This is a genomic window from Microbacterium sufflavum (assembly GCF_023091155.1).
Lineage (GTDB): Bacteria > Actinomycetota > Actinomycetes > Actinomycetales > Microbacteriaceae > Microbacterium > Microbacterium sufflavum.
This window is the reverse complement of record NZ_JAHWXK010000001.1, coordinates 1,145,168-1,162,866: the sequence shown is the minus strand read 5'-3', so window position 1 is coordinate 1,162,866 and position 17,699 is coordinate 1,145,168. Positions and strand designations below refer to the sequence as shown.

Below are 17,699 nucleotides of genomic sequence, written 5' to 3'. Positions count from 1 at the left end.
GGCGGGCGCGCGTCCCGTCGTTGCGATTACGCTGGTCGGCGGAGGGGCACGACGTGGTCCCGCGTGTGAACGAGGGAGACGAACCGACCGATGACCGAGCCCGACGCGCAGACTCCGCCGACGATCTCCGCACCGCCGCCCCCGCCCGCTCCCTCCGCCGCGACCTCGCCCGCCGCCACCCCGGCTCCGACGCCCGCGCCCGGCGAGAAGCCCGCACCCACCGAGGCCGAGATGGCCCGCGCCACCGGCGTGCTGAAGACCATCTCCGACGCGTACTCGGCGAAGATGGTCGGCCAGGAGCGCCTGCGCACCAGCCTGCTCGTCTCGCTCATCGCGGGCGGCCACATCCTGCTGGAGAGCGTGCCGGGTCTCGCGAAGACCACCGCCGCGAGCACCCTGGCCGACACCGTGAAGGCGCAGTTCAAGCGCATCCAGTGCACGCCCGACCTGCTGCCCAGCGACATCACGGGCAACCAGATCTACGACGCCGCGACCGGCACGTTCCGCACCGTGCTCGGCCCCGTGCACGCCAACTTCGTGCTGCTCGACGAGATCAACCGCTCCAGCGCCAAGACCCAGAGCGCGATGCTCGAGGCGATGCAGGAGCACCAGACCACGATCGGCGGCGAGATCCACCCGCTGCCGAAGCCGTTCCTGGTGATCGCGACGCAGAACCCCATCGAGCAGGAGGGCACCTACGAGCTGCCCGAGGCGCAGATGGACCGGTTCCTGCTGAAGGAGATCGTCGAGTACCCGAGCCCCGCCGACGAGTTCGAGATCCTCAGCCGCATCGACTCCGGCGTGCTCGACCCCGACCGGCACGTGTCCAGCGCCGTCACGCTCGACGACGTGCACCTGCTGCAAGACGTCGCGAGCCGCATCTACGTCGACCCCGCGATCCGCAACTACATCGTGTCGCTCGCCTACGTCACCCGGAATCCGGCGCCGTACATCGGCGAGGAGCGCGCCCGCTACATCAAGTACGGCGCCAGCCCCCGCGCGAGCATCGCGTTCCTGCAGGCGTCGCGAGCCCTCGCCCTCCTGAACGGACGCGCGCACGTGCTGCCGGAGGACATCCGCGCCCTCCGGCACCTCGTGCTGCGCCACCGCGTGCTGCTGACGTTCGAGGCCGACGCCGAGGGCATCCGCAGCGAGGAGATCATCGACCAGATCTTCGCCTCGGTCCCCACGCCCTGACGCACCGCCATGGCCAGCCTGATCACCCAGGTGAAGAGCAAGCTCTTCATCCACTCGTCGCGCAAATCCCTGCACGCGCTCGACGGCGCCTACGCGTCGCTGCTGCACGGACGGAGCCTCGACTTCGAGGACCTGCGCAAGTACGAGTACGGCGATCAGGTGCGCGACATCGACTGGCGCGCGACCGCCCGGCTGGGCACGCCGCTGGTGAAGCGGTCGCGGGCCACGCGCATGCACACCGTGATGTTCGTGGTGGACACCGGTCGCTCGATGGCCGCCCTGGCCGCCGACGAGCGCTCGAAGAAGGAGCTCGCGATCCTGGCCACCGGGGCCCTCGGCGTGCTCACGCTGCGCCACGGCGACGACTTCACCGTGGTCTACGGCGATGCGTCCAGGGTGCGCCGCCTGGCTCCCGGTCGCAGCGAGGGCGCCCTCGAGCACGCCCTGCGCACACTCGATCGCGCGGTGGACGACGCGGCGGCCCCGAGCGACCGCGACGCGCTGCTGTCGTTCGTCACCCGCACCGTCGCCCGCCGCATGATCGTGGTCGTGCTCACCGACGAGGCCCCGGTCACCTCCGAGACCGAGCGACTGCTGCGGAGGCTGCGCGTGCAGCACGACGTGCTGTGGCTCACGCTGCGCGACGCCGACCCCGTGCTCGACCACCGCACCGGGCGGCTGCGCGTCGACGTGGACAGCCGGTGGCAGGTGCCCGACTTCGTGCAGGGCGACCGCGGCATCGTGCAGGAGCTCACGGCGCAGCGCGATGCCGACGCCGCCCGCCTCGCCGACCTCCTCACCCGCATGGAGATCAGCCACGCCGCGCTCGACGGACAGGACGACGCCGTGTCGCAGCTGCTGCGGCTGCTGAACCGGAGGTCGAATGCCCGGCTCTGACGAGCTCTACCCGCCGGCGCAGTACGGCTGGGGCTGGATGCTGCTCGCGCTCGGCATCCTGGCGCTGCTGGTGCTCGGCGCGTGGCTGCTGATCGTGCTCACGCGACCCCCGCGCACCGCGGCCCCGGCCGCCACGGGCGCGACGCCCTCGACGCTCGACGTGCTGTCGGTGCTGCGCACGGAGTACCTCGACCGCATCCAGGCCGTGGAGAACGACTACCTCGGGCGCCGGCTGTCGGCGCGGCAGGCGAACCTCGAGCTCAGCCGCGTGGTGCGCGCGTTCGTGAACGAGTACAGCGGCCTGGAGGCGCCCGTGCTCGCGCTCGACGACCTGGTCGCCCGTGGCGTGAACCCGGCCCTGATCGACGCGATGGGCCGGCACTACTACCCGAGCATCTTCCGGCAGGGTCCGGCGATCGACCCCGTGGCGGGGGCCGCGGCCGCCAGGACGGTGGTGCGCGCATGGCACTAGCGAACGTGTGGATGCTGATCCTCGCCGCGGCCGTCGTGGTCGTGGCGGTCGCGGTCGGGCTCGTGCTGGGGTTGCGGCGGCGGGGCGGTCGTGCGGCCGGTGACACCGCGCGGGTCGCGCGAGCCGAACGGCTGCGCACGCTGCCGTCGTTCCGCCAGGCGCTGTCACGGCGCGTGCTCGCACTGTCGGGGATCCTGGCGCTCGGCGCGGTCGCGGCGCTCGTGGCCGGCGTGGTGGCCGCGCGACCCATGGCCGCGCAGACCATCCAGCCGGTCAACAGCAGCCGCGACATCATGCTGTGCCTCGACGTGTCGGGGTCGATGAGCGAGGTCGACGTCGAGGTGCTGTCGGTGTTCGAGGAGTTGCTGGACGGCTTCGAGGGCGAGCGCATCGGGCTGACGATCTTCAACAGCTCTCCCGTGCAGATCTTCCCCCTGACCGACGACTACGACTTCATCCGCGAGCACCTGACGAGCATGGTGTCGAGCTTCGACTACGTCGACCGCATCCCCGAGCACTGGGTCGGGACCCTCAACGGCGACGGCGCCTCGCTGATCGGCGACGGCCTGGCCGCGTGCGCGATGGGCTTCGACCATCCCGACGACGACCGGTCGCGGTCGGTGATCTTCGCGACGGACAACGAGGTGAACGGCGCCTCGATCGTGACGCTGCAGGAGGCGGCGGCGTACGCCGCGTCGAACGGCGTGCGGGTTTTCGCGATCAACCCGGTCGAGGGCAAGGACGCCGCGGTGAGCGCCGAGCTGACCGCCGCCGCCGAGGCCACCGGCGGCGCGGCCTTCGGTCTGCGCGACACCACGACCGTGTCGGACATCGTCGACCAGGTGCAGGAGCAGGACGCGACGGCGTTGCGCGGTGAGGCGCAGGTGGTGTGGACCGACGCCCCGAACCTGTGGATCGCGGTGCTGTCGGTCGTGGCGCTCGGCTTCGTGCTGCTGGCGTGGAGGGTGCGACTGTGATCTTCCAGCCCGTCCTCCCCCTGATCCTCGTGGTGCTGCTGTGCGGTGCCGTGGCCGCCGCCGCGGTGTGGATGCTGGTGCGCGCACCCCGGGCCGGCGGCGAGCGCGTGACCGACCGCCGTGCGATCGCCGCGCACCGCTCGCTATGGGCCCTGCGACTGCTGATGGTGCTCGCGTGCTTCGCGATGCTGCTGCGCCCGGGCATCCCCGGCGGCGCGACCCAGACCCTCGCGACCGACACCGACGTCGTGCTGGTGGTCGACACCACCGCCAGCATCGTCGCGGAGGACTGGGACGAGGGCTCTCCGCGGCTCGACGGGGTGCGCGCCGACGTGCGCGAGCTGGTCGCGCAGTACCCGGGCGCACGGTTCGCGATGATCACCTCCGACGCGTCCGCCCAGCTGCGGATGCCGCTGACCACCGACACCACCGCGCTGATCGGTTCGCTCGACGTGCTGCGCCCCGAGGTCACCAGCCAGTCGCGCGGCAGTTCGATCGGGGTCGCCGCCGGGCTGCTGGAGGACACGCTGCGCTCCGCCGCCGAGGCCTCGCCGGACCGGTCGCGCATGGTGTTCTACCTCGGCGACGGCGAGCAGACCACGGGCACCACGCCCGAGTCGTTCGACAAGAGCGCGAAGTACACGGATGCGGGGGCGGTGTTCGGCTACGGCACCGCGGAGGGCGGTCCGATGCGGGTGACGAGCGGTGGCGTGAGCGGCGGCGAGGGCGAGTACATCCAGTACGAGGGCTCGGACGCGCTGTCGGTGATCGACGAGCAGAACCTGCAGACCGTCGCCGAGCAACTGGGCGTGGAGTACCAGCACCGCACCGCCGACACCGAGCCCGTGCTGCCGGAGGCGCCGTCGACCACGACCAGCTACGCCGAATCGGGCGAGGTCGGCAACGTCACAGAGCTGTACTGGATCGCGGCGCTCGTGCTGCTCGCGCTCCTCGGGGTCGAGCTGCTGCGGGCGACCACGCTCATCGCGCGGCTCCGGGGACTCGCACCCGCCCGCCGCCGCGACTCCGTCGACCCCGCACCCGCGAGAGACGGAGGCGGCGCATGACCGCGCACGACGACACGGCCGCCGCGCTGCTGCGGTCCCACCGACGCCGCCGCCGCATCCGCCGCTGGGTGGCCATCGGCACGCTGCCGCTCACTCTCGCCGCACTGCTCGTGGTGGGCAAGATCCTGAGCATGTACGCGTTCGCGCACCAGTCGATCACGTCGTACGTGGTCGACGACTTCGCCGGGTCAGAGTCCGCCGCCCGCGGCCAGGAGTTCCTGAACTGGTTCGAGCCGTACAAGGCGCCGTACAACATCGGCACCGCCCTCGCCGGTGCGGAGGACCTGCCGGCGGCCAGAGCGGAGCTGGAGCGGGCGCTCGACCTCGCCACCGGACTGGAGGTGTGCGCGGTGCGCATCAACCTCGCGCTGGTCGTGGAGCGGATGGGCGATGCGGCCAGGGCGGACGGCGACGGTGCGGCGGCCGCGGAGCTCTACGGCGAGGCCCTCACCCTCACGGTGGAGACGCCGGAGGAGTGCCGCAGCGAGGAGGCGCAGCAGCAGTCGCCCGACCCGCAGCGCGACATGTCCGACACCCTCGACGGCGCGGAGGACCGGCTCAAGCAGAAGCAGCAGGAGCAGGAACAGGAGCAGCAGCCGCAGGAGCCCGAGGAGCAGGAGCAGGAGGAGCAGCCGCAGCCGTCCGACGACAAGCTGCAGGACCTCCAGGACAAGCTCAACCAGGGCACGCAGGAGCGCGACCAGCAGCAGGGCGACGATCCGGGCGGCTCGGGAACGGACAAGCCATGGTGAGCGACAACGAGCGTCAGCGCGCCCGCTATGTGGGCGGGGCCGAGGGTGCGCCGCCCGTCCCTCCCCCCGGCGGGTATGCGGGGGCCAAGCGGCGACAGCCCGACCTCACACCTCCGCCGCTGCCCGCGGCACCGGTCGACGAGAAGCGCACCCCGGGCTCCGCGTTCGGCTGGATCGCCCTCGTCGCGGCGATCCTGTTCTCCCTGACCCTGCTCGGGGTGCTGGCCGCCGGCGGCACCGACCTGCTGTACGGGGTCACGTTCCTCGCCCTGCAGCTGGTGGTGCTCGGCGTCGTGGTCGCGGCGCTGTTCTCCCCGGGTGCACGACGGCTCGGCGCGATCGCCCTGGTGGTGACGGTGCTGCTGAACGTGGCGACCGTCGGCGCGCTGAGCGCCCTGCGCACTTCCGCCTCGGGCGACTACGAGGGCGTGAAGACCGCGGAGCAGCGGCACGCGGAGGGGTATCCGGGCATCAAGGGCACCGACCCCCAGCAGGCGCTGTCGCAGCAGTCGCTGGAGGAGGTGCGGGCCACGGCCGACGAGCTGTTCGCGGATGTGCGCGCCCGGCTCACGGACGAGTTCGGCTACACGTGGACGCAGGTGGGCGCGGAAGACCTGCGGCCGGAGCGCAACGGCTACGGCGGCGAGTCGATGCTGTACGAGTTCACGACGGCCGCGTGGGCGACGAACGAGCCGGTGCAGGACTACGACCGCAAGCTCGAGGTCATGCGGGTGGTGAACGAGGTCGTGCTCGACCACGGGCTGTGGGATCTGTACGCGTTCAACGACCCGGCGAACTCGGGCATCGACCCGTCGATGATCGCGAAGCTCTACGGCAGCGACGACCCGCGCACGCAGACCACCTGGGAGTACTACACCGAGAACTACCCGGATCCGCTGCGGTTCTACGCCAACATCTACGACCTGTCGAACGACGTCGACGGCGGTTTCCGCACCTCGCGGGAGGCGCAGAGCGCCCGCACCGGCGAGCCACTGGAGGGTCTGCAGCTCGTGGTGATCGCGAGCGCCGTGCTGAGCGAGGCCGACCGTGCCGAGTTCCAGGAGAAGCTGCAGGACTACCCCGGCTTCGAGTGACCTCAGTCAGTCGCGCTGCCTACTCGTCGGTGTCCGCCTGGCGCCGGATGAACCTGTCCATGTTGGGCACCGTGAAGCTGACGTACCCCCGACGTTCGGCATAGATGATCCCCTTCTCGATGAGAGACTGCCGAACGGGACTCAAGGACGTCGCCGCGGTTCCGAGCTGCTCCGCGATCGCCGACGTGCTCGCCATGTCTCCCCCTCCCACGTCCACCATCGCGCGCAAGTACTGCCGCTCACCGGGAGTCGTGCGATCCCACCGAGCCGGGAAGAAGTTCTGATCGAGATCGGCGTTGCCTTCGGCGATTCCCGCGACGGCGATCTCACGATCGATGTTCCGATCGGGGGCGATGTCCCAGACGGCTTTCCCGAACGTCTGAAGGAAGAACGGGTACCCCTGCGCCTCGCCGAGGATCGCCTCCAACGCATCATCGGAGATCTTCGCTCCCAGCGCCGTCGCTGGGTTTCTGACCGCGGCTCTCGCTTCTTCGTCCGGCAGCGCCCCGACCTCGCGGATCGTGAACCGCTCCACGTAGGAGCGGGCCTCCGCGAGCGTGCGGCGAAGCGTCGACAGTCCCGCTCCGATGATGAAGAAAGGCCAATCCGACTGCACTGCGCGATGCTGAACGGCGAGGAGCGCCGTCAGCAGATCGACATCCAGGTCCTGCATCTCGTCGACGAAGATCGCCAACGCACTGTTGTTCTTCCTCAGCGGCTCAGCCAGGTCGGCCACGAGTTCTTCGAGATCGACTTCGAGGAGCCCGGAGTTCGCACGATGGTCGGAGCGGTCCACGCCGAGGTTCATCGACACGCCCGCGACGGTGAACGAGAACGCCGAGATCGTCGAGATCGCCGTCTTGACCTCCTCGACGGCGGAACGGAATCGAGCCATCTGCCGTCCTGCCATGGCGATGCCTCGTCCGAGCGATTGACGAACGGCCAGCCGCCCGGACTGACCCGGCCTGGCTTCGAGCTGGACCGTCACCCATCCGGCGCGGCCGACCAGCTGCTGTAACTCATTGAGGAGGACGGTTTTTCCCACTCCGCGGAGGCCGTACATGATGAGACCGCCGTCGTTGCGTCGCTGCGTGCTCTTGGCGATCATCAGGTTGACGAAGTCGACCTCGGATTGGCGGCCGACGAGCTCGGGAGGACGCACTCCGGCTCCACCTGGGCAATCTACATCTTTATTGATCTTTATTGCCGAACACGAATATTTCGAGTGACCTCAGTCCCCGAGGGCGAGCAGCATTCGCGCCGCCACGTATCGAGCCTGCCCGAGCGGAGTACGGGGATCGTAGCCCAGGGTCTCGATCAGTGCCGTGAGCCGCTCCTGCACGCTCGAGTGATGCCGTCCCAGACGCACGGCAGCGGCGCGCACGCTGTGCTCGTCCACGACCGCATCGAGCAGTTCGCGATTGCGGGCGTCGATGCGGCTGAGGGCCACCACGTCGGGATGCCGGGAATCGCCGTCCGCGGTCTGCGCGACCAGGAGCAGGACGCCCAGGTCGGTCGCGTCGACGAATGGTCGCTCATCGCTGGTCAGCCGGACGGCCACGAGCGCCGCCGACCAGGACGAAGGCAGGTTCTCTGCACGCGCGACCGTGCCCGCACCGAGCCGCACCGCGCCGGAGGCCTCCCATGCGGACGCCGGCTCGACGTCGGCGGGGAGAATCGTCGCGCGCGTGAGGCCGTGGCGAGTGGCGACGATCGCCGACGGGTGCGCGGGCGACGGCGACGGATCGGGCGGCGACGCCACCACCCGCAGTGCTCCCGGGGCGAGACGCAGTCGGGGCAGCACCGCCGCCCGCTCGTCGACGGCCGCGTAGGAGCTGATGGCGAGCTCGACGGCGCCGTCCTCGCCGACCCGTCGCCGAGCGCGGATGATGCCGAGCGCGAGAGCGAGGCGTTCCAGGATCATCGCGTCGTTCGTGTGCAGCTCACCCTCCCGCTCGATCCAGACCACCGCGTCCGGGCCGCTCTCGCGCGTCGGCCAGGTCGAGGACAGCACGACAGGATCGATGCGGACGCCGTCGGCGCGGACGCGCACGACCTGCGCACCATCCCTCTGGCCGACCGTCGCGCCGCTGAGCACGGCCGCACCCCTGAGCATGCTCTCCACGCCGACGGAGCGGGAGACCAGCGCGTCGAAGTACGTCACGACCTTCAGAGTCTCGCTGGCATCGGGATCGAGGGCGGTGATCCGCCCCAGCAGATCTTGCATGTCGGGCTCCATCGCGCGGGGGTTCCACCCTACTGCGGCCGTTCCCGTCGCCGTCTCCTCGCTCCCGGCGCTGGCGGGCGACGGAACGGGCGACGGGAGCGGGTCGAGCAGGGGCTCAGGCGAGCAGGCGATTCACCCAGTTGTCGCGGGCGGCCAGCATGGCCTGCGCGACGGCGGCGTGCGGGGCGAACATGTCGAAGCCGTGGAAGCCCCCGGCCCAGACGTGCAGCTCGGCGTGCACGCCCGCTTCCCAGAGCTTCGTGGCGTAGGCGACGTCCTCGTCGCGGAAGACCTCCGCGCTGCCGCAGTCGATGAACGCGGGCGGGAGACCGCTGAGGTCGGTGGCCCTGGCCGGTGCCGCGTAGATCGAGACGTCGTCGTCGCCCCGGCGGTCACCCAGGAGCGCCGTCCATCCGGTGAGGTTGGAGCCGCGGTCCCACACCCCGATGCCGTCGATCTGCCGCGTCGAGACGGTGGCGTCGCGGTCGTCGAGCATCGGGTAGATCAGCAGCTGCCCGATCAGCTCGGGGCCGCGCCGGTCTCGGGCGAGGAGCGCCGTGCCGGCCGCCAGGCCTCCGCCGGCGCTGCCTCCGCCGATCAGCAGGCGGGTCGGGTCGATGCCGAGCTCGTCCGCGTGGTGGGCCGCCCAGCGCAGCCCCGCGTAGCAGTCCTCCACCGGGTAGGGATCCGGGAACTCGGGAGCCAGCCGGTACTCGACGGTCACGATGACGCCGTTGTAACGCTCGGCCCAGTCCAGGAAGCCGACCACGCCGAGCCAGCGGTTCCCGATGATCATGCCGCCGCCGTGGGTGTGGAAGAAGCCGGGCCCGGTGCCGGTGCGGCCCTGCTTCTCGATCACCGACACCACGATCTCTCCGTCGTCGTGGCCGGTGATCGACACGTCGCGCCAGGTGAAGCCGCGCTCCGAGAGCACCGAGAAGATCTCGTCCTCGCCGCTGACGGGGCTCTCGCGCAGGAGCGGGATCATGTCGGCGGTGAGCGTGGGGGGCAGTTGGTCGGCGACCAGGGCGAGGGCCGCCTCCAGCTCGGGGTCGAACGGGGGACGGGCGAGCGTGTCGGTCATCAGAACTCCTTTGTCCTCGCCACCGACGCGGTGGCATGCCCCCAGGATCGTGCGGGCCGCACCCGAGGGTAACCCGCCACCTGCGGCGGATACGGGCCGATCACTCCGCCGTCCGTCGGGGTGCTGCGAGGATGGCGGGATGCGGCAGGGTGCGGTCGGGACGGTGCGACTGGTCGAGCGCGACGGGCGCCGGCTGGTCGAGAAGCGGTTGTCCGACCCGGCGCGTCACGACACCGAGGTGCGCGCGCTGCGTGCCCTCGCGGATTCGGGGCTGCCGGTGCCACAGGTCGTGGAGGAGCGCGCCGGAGTGATCCTGATGACCGAGCTGCCCGGCGCCCGGCTGGACGAGGGTGATGCGGACACGCGGCTCGCCGCACTGCGGGCGTCGGCCGTCATCCTCCGGCGGCTGCACGACCTCGTCGCCCCGGAGGACCTGCCGCCCGCGCCCGACGACGCCGCGATCATCGCCCGGTACCGCGCCGCCGACGGTCCTGCCCTTCCCCTGGCGATCCCGCCCTCGGCCGGCGTCGTCTTCTGCCACGGGGACTGGACCGACGGCAACGTGCTCGCGGCGGACGGCCGCATCACCGGTGTCGTGGACTGGGAGGCCGCGCACGCGGGCGATCCGGTGCGCGAGCTGTCCCGCGCGGCATGGGGCGCCGCGCGCAAGGATCCCCGCTCGGCCGATGCGCTGATCGAGGCTACGGTGCCGACCCCGCGGCGGTGCGGGCGTGGTTCCCGATCCACGCCGCGGAGCTCTGGCTGTGGTTCGCCGAGGCCGGTCCACCCGAGTACTTCGCGCAGCTCACGGCCGAGTTGCGCGCCTGGCCGGGCTGAACGAAGCCGGGCCGAACGAAGGAGCCTCGTCCGGTCCGGGCGATGGGCCCTCGAACATCCACCGGCCGCTGGCTACACTGGCGCCAGACGGAGGGAGCATCCGCATGATCCGAGAGCTCGAGCCCGATCAGTCCTACGAACTGCTGACCACCACCACGGTCGGCCGCATCGGCTTCCTGCACGACGGCCGCGTGCACATCCACCCGGTCAACTACGCCCTGTCCGGCCGCGACATCCTGTTGCGCACCTCGGCGGAGGGGCTGCTGGCCGCCGTGACGACGGTGCCGGCGGCGGTCGCGTTCGAGGTCGACTATCACGACCCGCTGGGCGCCACGGCGTGGAGCGTGCTGATGCACGGCACCCTGTCGCGCGCGCCCGAGGAGGATGCGGCCGGCATCTCGGCCCGCGTGCACCCGTGGGCCGGAGAGGACCGCGACCTGGCCCTGCTGCTGCACATCGAGACGATGTCGGGCCGCAGCGTGCAGCGCGACAGCCGCACCCCGAAGGTCTGACCCCGCGTCAGGACGCGAAGGCGAGCCCCGCGGCGAGCGCGAAGCCGAGCACGGTCGCGAGCCCCGTCGACTCCTTGGCCTTGGACTGCGCCTCGGGCACCATCGAGTCGACGAGCATGACCAGCAGCGCGCCGGCCGCGAAGCCGCTCGCCCCGGAGCGGAACACGTCGCCGGTCACACTGGCGAGGGCGAACCCGGCGACCGTGGCGGCGGCGCACGCCACCGCGACCCCCAGCCACAGCAGCAGCACGCGCGACTTCGCCATCCCGCCGTCGAGCAGGTCGGCGGCGGACCCGATCGACTCCGGCAGGTTCGACACCAGGATGGCGACCACGAGCGCGATGCTCACCGGCTCCCCCGAGGCCAGACCGATGCCGAGCACGAGCTGCTCGGGAATGCCGTCCAGCAGAGCGCCGACGGCGAGCTGCCCGCCCCCGGCCTGCCCCTTCGTGCGGGCGGCGCGGGCGTCGAGGATGCGGGCGGCGACGTAGTAGCTGAGCGCGCCGAGCGCGACACCGGCCACGAGGGGGAGCGGTCCGCCGCGGTCCAGCCCCTCCTCCCACAGCTCGAACGCGATGGAGGCCATGAGGGCGCCCGCGCCGAAGCCGAGCACGATGCCGAGCCAGCGCGGCGGCCAGGTGCGCAGCAGGGCCAGGACCGCACCGACGAACAGCGGCGCCGCGGCGACGGCTCCCCACAGGATCGCTCCACCCATACGCACCTCCGGCCCCACTCTGGCACGGGAAGAGGACTTCGGACGCCAAGCCCCGGCGTGGCCGTGCCACTGCCAGAGCGCGGCGCACGGCGATGCGCTCGACGTCACCCGCGGGCGGGTGCTGGGCACCTACGCGGCACTCGGCGTGCAGGTACGCCTGATCTGACGCACGGAAAGGCGACACGCCGCCCGCCGATAGACTGGAAGGCATGTCCAAGGTCCTCCAGTCCCTGCCCGTCGGCGAGCGCGTCGGCATCGCCTTCTCCGGAGGACTCGACACCTCCGTCGCCGTCGCCTGGATGCGCGACAAGGGTGCGGTGCCGTTCACCTACACGGGCGACCTGGGGCAGTACGACGAAGACGACATCGCATCGATCCCCGGCCGCGCGCTGGAGTACGGCGCCGAGGCCTCCCGGCTGATCGACTGCAAGACCGCGCTGGTCGAGGAGGGCTTCGTCGCGCTGTCGTGCGGCGCGTTCCACATCCGCTCCGGCGGCAAGACCTACTTCAACACCACGCCCCTGGGCCGCGCCGTGACGGGCACGCTCCTGGTGCGCGCGATGCGCGAGGACGGCGTCGACATCTGGGGCGACGGCTCCACCTACAAGGGCAACGACATCGAGCGGTTCTACCGCTACGGCCTGCTGGCCAACCCGCGTCTGCGCATCTACAAGCCGTGGCTCGACGCCGACTTCGTGACCGAGCTCGGCGGACGCAAGGAGATGAGCGACTGGCTCGTCGCCCACGACTTCCCGTACCGCGACTCCGCCGAGAAGGCGTACTCGACCGACGCGAACATCTGGGGCGCGACGCACGAGGCGAAGACGCTGGAGCACCTGGACGTGTCGCTGGAGACCGTCGACCCGATCATGGGCGTGAAGTTCTGGGACCCGTCCGTCGCGATCGAGTCCGAGGACGTGTCGGTCACGTTCGAGGGCGGCCGTCCCGTCGCGATCAACGGCGTCGAGTTCGCCGACCCGGTGGCGCTCGTGATGGAGGCGAACGCGATCGGCGGACGTCACGGCCTGGGCATGAGCGACCAGATCGAGAACCGCATCATCGAGGCGAAGTCGCGCGGCATCTACGAGGCCCCGGCCATGGCGCTGCTCTTCATCGCGTACGAGCGCCTGGTCAACGGCATCCTCAACGAGGACACGCTCGCGACCTACCACGAGCAGGGCCGCCGCCTCGGCCGCCTCATGTACGAGGGCCGCTGGCTCGAGCCGCAGTCGCTCATGCTGCGCGAGTCCATCCAGCGCTGGGTCGGCTCGACGATCTCCGGCACGGTCACGATCCGCCTGCGCCGCGGCGACGACTGGACGATCCTCGACACGGTGTCGCCGAACCTGTCGTACGGCCCGGAGAAGCTGTCGATGGAGCGCGTCGGCGACGCCGCGTTCGGTCCGGTCGACCGCATCGGTCAGCTCACGATGCGCAACCTCGACATCGCCGACTCGCGCGCACGCCTCGAGCAGTACGCGGGACTCGGCCTCGTCGGCGGCGCCACGGGCGAGCTCGTCGGTCGCGTGACCGCGGGCGAGTCCGCCGAGATCACGGGCGCCGTCGAGGGTTCGGTCTCCGAGGCCGACGAGACGCTGGCCGACGCGGTGGACACGGTATCGGAGCGCGCGGCCTTCGACTCCGGCACCGACTGAGCACGGTCACGACGAAGGGGCGCTCCACGTGGAGCGCCCCTTCGTCGTGTCAGGCGTCGGCCGGCGGCACGTCCACGTGGCGGCTGCGCTCCTCGGCGCGGTCGATGACCGCAGGGAGCACGGTGTCGAACAGGGTGATGAGAGCGGCGCGCGTGCCGACCGCGTCGCGCTGCGTCATGGCGAGACCGATCCCGGCGGTGGCCGAGCGGAGTGCCGCGAAGTCGAAGTCGCCTCTCGCCTGCGCGCTGAAGCGACGGATCTGCGGGCCGAGGAACTCGATCACGTTCGAGCGCGTGGCGTTTCCCTCGATGCGCGCGTACGCCACCGCGATCGTGCGCAGGGCGGCGCTGAACGCGGCGACGTCGGACGCATCCACGGCGGATGTCATGTCCTCCAGCAGCTCCGACAGATAGGTCACGTCGTCGTCACCCATGAGCGGGGTGGCGTGTCGCACCGAGCCGATCCAGACGTCGCCGAACAGGGCGATCGCGTCGCGCACGTCGTCGAGGTCGATCGGAGCGACCCGGGTGAAGCGATTGCGCTGCATGTCCACGAGGCCCAGCTCGGCAAGGCGGTCGAGCGCATGCCGCACGGGCGTCTTCGAGGTCCCGAGAGCGTCGGCGAGCTCGTGATCCCGCAGCCGCTCCCCCGGTCGCAGCTCGCCCGTCACGATCGCTTCGCGCAATCGGTCGTACACGTCGTCGCTCATCGTCCGCCGCTCCAGCGGACTGTCCATCCCAGGCACACCGCACCCCTCTCCGTCATGGCGGTTCCCCCCGCCTCCTCGGACACCGCTGCCGTCGGATTCGCTCCGATCCACAGGGCCCCCCTGAATCCGCGCCCGAGCGCAACGCGTAACATAACACAGTTGAAATGGGAAGGACCGACATGTCAGCGCGGCCGTAGCGACCAGCAATCCGAGAACTATCTTGCACAACCTTGTGCATGAAAAGTATCCTGGATGCATGACCACCCGTGCCCCCCGCCGCGACGCCGTGGAGAACCGCGCCGGCATCCTCGCCGCCGCCCGCGCCGCCCTCGCCCTGGACCCGCACGCCTCGATCGACGCCATCGCCCGTAGCGCCGGCCTGTCGCGCCGCACGCTCTACGGCCACTTCGACGACCGCGAGGCACTGATCCGCGAACTCGTCTCCAGCGGCGCGCAGCGCTTCAACGCCATCGCCGCCTCGGTCGACGACGCCGACCCCCGCGTCGCCCTCGCCCGCCTCGCCTCCCTGCTGTGGCGGGAGGCCGTGCACGTGCAGGTCGCCGCGGCCCTCGCCCTCGACGAGGCGCACGTCACCCACACGGCCGCGGCGCTCTCCCCGCTTCGCGACACCCTGGCGGCCCTGGTGCGGTCGGGGCAGGACGCCGGCAGCTTCCGCACCGACCTGAGCGGACCGACGCTGGCGCGGCTCATCGAAGAGATCGCCCGCACCGTCGTCTCGCGCACCGAGGCCGCCGACCCCGCCACGGGCGACCTCGCCGTGCGCGCGGTCCTGAGCATCGCCGGGCTGTCGTGGCGTGAGGTCGACGAGCTGCTCTCCGACCACCCGGAGCTCGCCGCGACCGGGCAGGAGGTCCGCGCATGAGAATCGCCCTGCACGAGGTGAGCAAGGGCCGCAACGGCCAGGCGCTCCCGGTCACGAGTCTGGAGTTCCACACGGGGGCCGTGCGCTACGCCCTCGCCGAGACCGAGCAACGGCCCACCGTGCTCGGCCTCATCGCGAGCGGGCGCATGCGCCCCGACAGCGGGCGGGTGAGCATCGACGGGGCGAGCGACGCCAAAGACCTGCGCCACCGCGTCGCCCTCGTCGACGCCCCCGACGTCAGCGACCCCCACCCCGACATCACGCTCGCGGGGGTCGTGGGCGAGGAGCTGATGTTCGCCGGGGCCGGTGCCACCCCGCTGCACGCGCGGCGCTGGCTCGCGCGACTCGGGTTCGAGGAGCTCGCGTCGGTCCCCATCGGGAACATCGACCCCGCCGCGCGCGTGCGCCTGCTGTGCGAGCTCGCAGTCCTGCGGCGCGGTGTGGAGGGCATCGTGCTGGTCGCCCCCGACCGCCACGGCGGAAGCCCGGACGGCTGGTGGCGCATCGCGGGCGAGTTCGCCGACCGCGGCTACGCGATGCTCGTGATCGTCGGAGGCTCGGCCGCCGTGGCCCTCGAGCGCATGCACGAGCTCGACGCCGTCAACGCCTCCGGCCCCGTCGAGCCGCTGGTCCTCGCCGCACCCGAGCCGGTACCCGCACCCGAGCACGCACCCGCGCCCCCGTCCGAGCCGGCGCCCGCGCCCGAGGCCGAGGCCGAAGAGAGAGGAGACGCGCGATGAAGGTCCCGTCCATGATCGCCGCCGAGCTCCGGCGTCTCACCGCCAGCCGGATGGGCATCCTCGCCCTGGTCGCCCTGGTCTGCGTGCCCATCCTCTACGGCGGCCTGTACCTGTGGGCCAACCAGGACCCGTACGCCAAGTTCCCCGAGGTGCCCGTGGCCCTCGTGGTCGACGACGAGGGCGCCCCCGCCCCCACGACGGGCACGGAGTCCGCGACCGGCGAGACCGTGAACTACGGCGAGGAGGTGGCCGAGAACCTCCTCGACGGCAACGCGTTCGACTGGCAGCGGATGACCGCCGACGAGGCCGCCGACGCACTGCGCCACGGCACGGTCGACTTCACCGTCACCATCCCGTCGGACTTCTCCGCCGCCCTCACCTCGGCCGCGGGCACCGACCCGCACCAGGCGCGCATCGAGCTGGAGACCAACGACGCCAACAACTACCTCGCTTCCTCCATGGGCACGCAGGCGGTCGAGAAGATCCGCAGCTCCGTCGCCGAGATGGTCGGCAGCGAGGCCGCCGAACGGCTGCTCACCGGGCTGAGCGACATCCGCGACAGCCTCGTGTCGGCGACCGACGGCGCGAGCCAGCTCGCCGACGGCGCAGGAACCGCCGCGTCGGGCAGCTCCGCCCTCGCCGACGGCACCGCCCAGCTCGCCGACGGCACGGCGCAGCTCGCGAGCGGCGCCCAGACCCTCGCGAACGGCGCGCAGCAGGTCAGCGCGGGCAACCGCCAGCTCGCCGACGTGGCCGACCGTGCGGGCGCCGCCGTGCAGGAGGCCACCGCCGCCCTGCCGCAGGTGCGCTCCGACATCGCCACGGCCCTCGCCGACCAGGGCCTCACCCCCGAGGAGATCGACCGGGTGCTGGCGCGGCTCGACCCGCTCGGCACCCGCCTGGAGGAGGGCAACGCGCAGGTGCAGGCCGCGGTCGGCAAGGTCGACCAGCTCGCGGCCGGCGCCGCCGCCCTCGCCTCCGGCGCCACCGACCTCGCGAGCGGCGCGGGGACGGTCGCGACCGGCGCCGCCTCCGCGAACGCCGGCGCCGCCCAGCTGCGCGACGGTCTCGCCACGCTCTCGTCCGGCACCGTCGAACTCCGCGACGGCCTCGCCGACGGGGTGCAGCAGATCCCGGAGTCCACCCCGGAGCTTCGCAGCCAGCAGGCCGACACCATCGCCGACCCCGTGAAGGTGTCGAGCGACAAGGTGGCGTCCGCGGAGGACTACGGCGCCGGACTGGCCCCCTTCTTCGCAGCACTGTCGGCCTGGATCGGCATCTACGCGCTGTTCCTCATCGTGAAGCCCATCTCGCGCCGCGCCGTCACCGCCCTGCACTCCCCCGTGCGCATCACGCTCGCCGGCTGGCTCACACCCGCCATGCTCGGCGCCGTGCAGATGCTCGGGCTCATGGGCATCCTGGCGCTCACGCTCGGCTTCACGTTCGACCACCCCCTCGGCACGCTCGGGGTGTTGATGTTCGCTTCTGCCACGTTCGCGGCGATCATCCTGGCGCTGAACGTCTGGCTGGGCTCGGTCGGACAGTTCCTCGGCCTCGTGCTCATGGTGCTGCAGCTGGTCACCGCGGGCGGCACGTTCCCCTGGCAGACGCTGCCCACCCCGCTCGCCGCACTGCACCACGTGCTGCCGCTCGGCTACGTGGTCGACGCGATGCGGCAGCTGATGTACGGAGGCGACTACGCCCGCGCCGGCTGGGATCTGGCCGTGCTCGCGCTGTGGCTCGTCGGCGCCCTGGTGTTCGCGGCGATCGGGGTGACGCGCATGACGCACCGCCGCACGCTGCGCGATCTGCAGCCCAGCCTGATCGGCTGACGCGGTCGCTCGCCGCGGGACGTGCCGCGGCGAGCGCGGGCGGGCTAGG

General features: G+C 71.6%; 17 protein-coding genes and 1 pseudogene. 13 read left to right on the top strand and 5 right to left on the bottom strand.

Features of this window, described 5'->3' with window-relative positions:
• The first annotated feature begins 90 nt into the window (after positions 1 to 90).
• Genes KZC56_RS05770 through KZC56_RS05740 form a run of 7 tightly spaced genes read left to right on the top strand, consistent with a single transcriptional unit; the run spans position 91 to position 6,456 of the window.
• Positions 91 to 1,197, top strand: a complete 1,107-nt coding sequence (locus tag KZC56_RS05770; RefSeq protein WP_205812810.1) for an AAA family ATPase — start codon at positions 91 to 93, stop codon at positions 1,195 to 1,197.
• 9 nt (positions 1,198 to 1,206) lie between these two features.
• Positions 1,207 to 2,094, top strand: coding sequence for a DUF58 domain-containing protein (locus tag KZC56_RS05765; RefSeq protein ID WP_247638071.1), 888 nt, complete (start codon positions 1,207 to 1,209; stop codon positions 2,092 to 2,094).
• Positions 2,081 to 2,566, top strand: coding sequence for a hypothetical protein (locus KZC56_RS05760; RefSeq protein WP_136030821.1), 486 nt, complete (start codon positions 2,081 to 2,083; stop codon positions 2,564 to 2,566). Before KZC56_RS05765 ends, KZC56_RS05760 begins: the two co-directional genes overlap by 14 nt.
• Complete coding sequence (locus tag KZC56_RS05755) at positions 2,557 to 3,543, top strand: VWA domain-containing protein (RefSeq protein ID WP_206252094.1); 987 nt, start codon at positions 2,557 to 2,559, stop codon at positions 3,541 to 3,543. The genes KZC56_RS05760 and KZC56_RS05755 overlap by 10 nt, the downstream gene beginning before the upstream one ends.
• On the top strand, positions 3,540 to 4,610 hold the full coding sequence (locus tag KZC56_RS05750; RefSeq protein ID WP_136044726.1) for a VWA domain-containing protein: 1,071 nt from the start codon (positions 3,540 to 3,542) through the stop codon (positions 4,608 to 4,610). The genes KZC56_RS05755 and KZC56_RS05750 overlap by 4 nt, the downstream gene beginning before the upstream one ends.
• Positions 4,607 to 5,362, top strand: coding sequence for a hypothetical protein (locus KZC56_RS05745; protein WP_247638070.1), 756 nt, complete (start codon positions 4,607 to 4,609; stop codon positions 5,360 to 5,362). Before KZC56_RS05750 ends, KZC56_RS05745 begins: the two co-directional genes overlap by 4 nt.
• Positions 5,356 to 6,456: a hypothetical protein gene (locus KZC56_RS05740; RefSeq protein ID WP_247638069.1), complete on the top strand. Its 1,101-nt coding sequence runs from the start codon at positions 5,356 to 5,358 to the stop codon at positions 6,454 to 6,456. The genes KZC56_RS05745 and KZC56_RS05740 overlap by 7 nt, the downstream gene beginning before the upstream one ends.
• A gap of 19 nt (positions 6,457 to 6,475) precedes the next feature.
• On the opposite strand, the gene KZC56_RS05735 is transcribed toward KZC56_RS05740, so the two are convergent.
• The 3 genes from KZC56_RS05735 to KZC56_RS05725 form a co-directional block, all read right to left on the bottom strand.
• Positions 6,476 to 7,618: an ATP-binding protein gene (locus KZC56_RS05735; RefSeq protein WP_247638068.1), complete on the bottom strand. Its 1,143-nt coding sequence runs from the start codon at positions 7,616 to 7,618 to the stop codon at positions 6,476 to 6,478.
• Positions 7,619 to 7,687: 69 nt separating this feature from the next.
• Positions 7,688 to 8,683, bottom strand: a complete 996-nt coding sequence (locus tag KZC56_RS05730) for a hypothetical protein (protein ID WP_247638067.1) — start codon at positions 8,681 to 8,683, stop codon at positions 7,688 to 7,690.
• Between the two features lie 115 nt (positions 8,684 to 8,798).
• The gene (locus KZC56_RS05725) at positions 8,799 to 9,767 is read right to left on the bottom strand and encodes an alpha/beta hydrolase (RefSeq protein ID WP_247638066.1); all 969 of its coding nucleotides are present in this window, start codon (positions 9,765 to 9,767) and stop codon (positions 8,799 to 8,801) included.
• On the opposite strand from KZC56_RS05725, the pseudogene KZC56_RS17855 reads away from it, so the two are divergent.
• Both KZC56_RS17855 and KZC56_RS05715 read left to right on the top strand, forming a co-directional pair.
• Positions 9,670 to 10,431, top strand: a pseudogene (locus KZC56_RS17855) (phosphotransferase family protein); the annotation flags it as partial. The gene KZC56_RS05725 and the pseudogene KZC56_RS17855 sit on opposite strands and share 98 nt — an antisense overlap.
• Before the next feature lie 277 nt (positions 10,432 to 10,708).
• Positions 10,709 to 11,116, top strand: a complete 408-nt coding sequence (locus KZC56_RS05715; protein ID WP_136029637.1) for a pyridoxamine 5'-phosphate oxidase family protein — start codon at positions 10,709 to 10,711, stop codon at positions 11,114 to 11,116.
• 7 nt (positions 11,117 to 11,123) lie between these two features.
• Here the strand turns inward: KZC56_RS05715 and KZC56_RS05710 are convergent, their stop codons facing one another.
• Positions 11,124 to 11,831, bottom strand: coding sequence for a ZIP family metal transporter (locus tag KZC56_RS05710; protein WP_136029639.1), 708 nt, complete (start codon positions 11,829 to 11,831; stop codon positions 11,124 to 11,126).
• Between the two features lie 209 nt (positions 11,832 to 12,040).
• Here KZC56_RS05710 and argG point away from each other — a divergent pair, with 209 nt between their 5' ends.
• Positions 12,041 to 13,486, top strand: a complete 1,446-nt coding sequence (argG, locus tag KZC56_RS05705) for an argininosuccinate synthase (RefSeq protein WP_247638064.1) — start codon at positions 12,041 to 12,043, stop codon at positions 13,484 to 13,486.
• Between the two features lie 49 nt (positions 13,487 to 13,535).
• Here the strand turns inward: argG and KZC56_RS05700 are convergent, their stop codons facing one another.
• The gene (locus tag KZC56_RS05700; RefSeq protein ID WP_136029643.1) at positions 13,536 to 14,195 is read right to left on the bottom strand and encodes a GntR family transcriptional regulator; all 660 of its coding nucleotides are present in this window, start codon (positions 14,193 to 14,195) and stop codon (positions 13,536 to 13,538) included.
• 256 nt (positions 14,196 to 14,451) lie between these two features.
• Between KZC56_RS05700 and KZC56_RS05695 the strand changes: the two genes are divergently transcribed.
• Genes KZC56_RS05695 through KZC56_RS05685 form a run of 3 tightly spaced genes read left to right on the top strand, consistent with a single transcriptional unit; the run spans position 14,452 to position 17,650 of the window.
• On the top strand, positions 14,452 to 15,078 hold the full coding sequence (locus tag KZC56_RS05695; RefSeq protein WP_136029645.1) for a TetR/AcrR family transcriptional regulator: 627 nt from the start codon (positions 14,452 to 14,454) through the stop codon (positions 15,076 to 15,078).
• Positions 15,075 to 15,818, top strand: coding sequence for a hypothetical protein (locus KZC56_RS05690; protein ID WP_247638063.1), 744 nt, complete (start codon positions 15,075 to 15,077; stop codon positions 15,816 to 15,818). Before KZC56_RS05695 ends, KZC56_RS05690 begins: the two co-directional genes overlap by 4 nt.
• Positions 15,815 to 17,650, top strand: a complete 1,836-nt coding sequence (locus tag KZC56_RS05685; RefSeq protein WP_247638062.1) for a YhgE/Pip family protein — start codon at positions 15,815 to 15,817, stop codon at positions 17,648 to 17,650. Before KZC56_RS05690 ends, KZC56_RS05685 begins: the two co-directional genes overlap by 4 nt.
• Positions 17,651 to 17,699 lie beyond the last annotated feature (49 nt).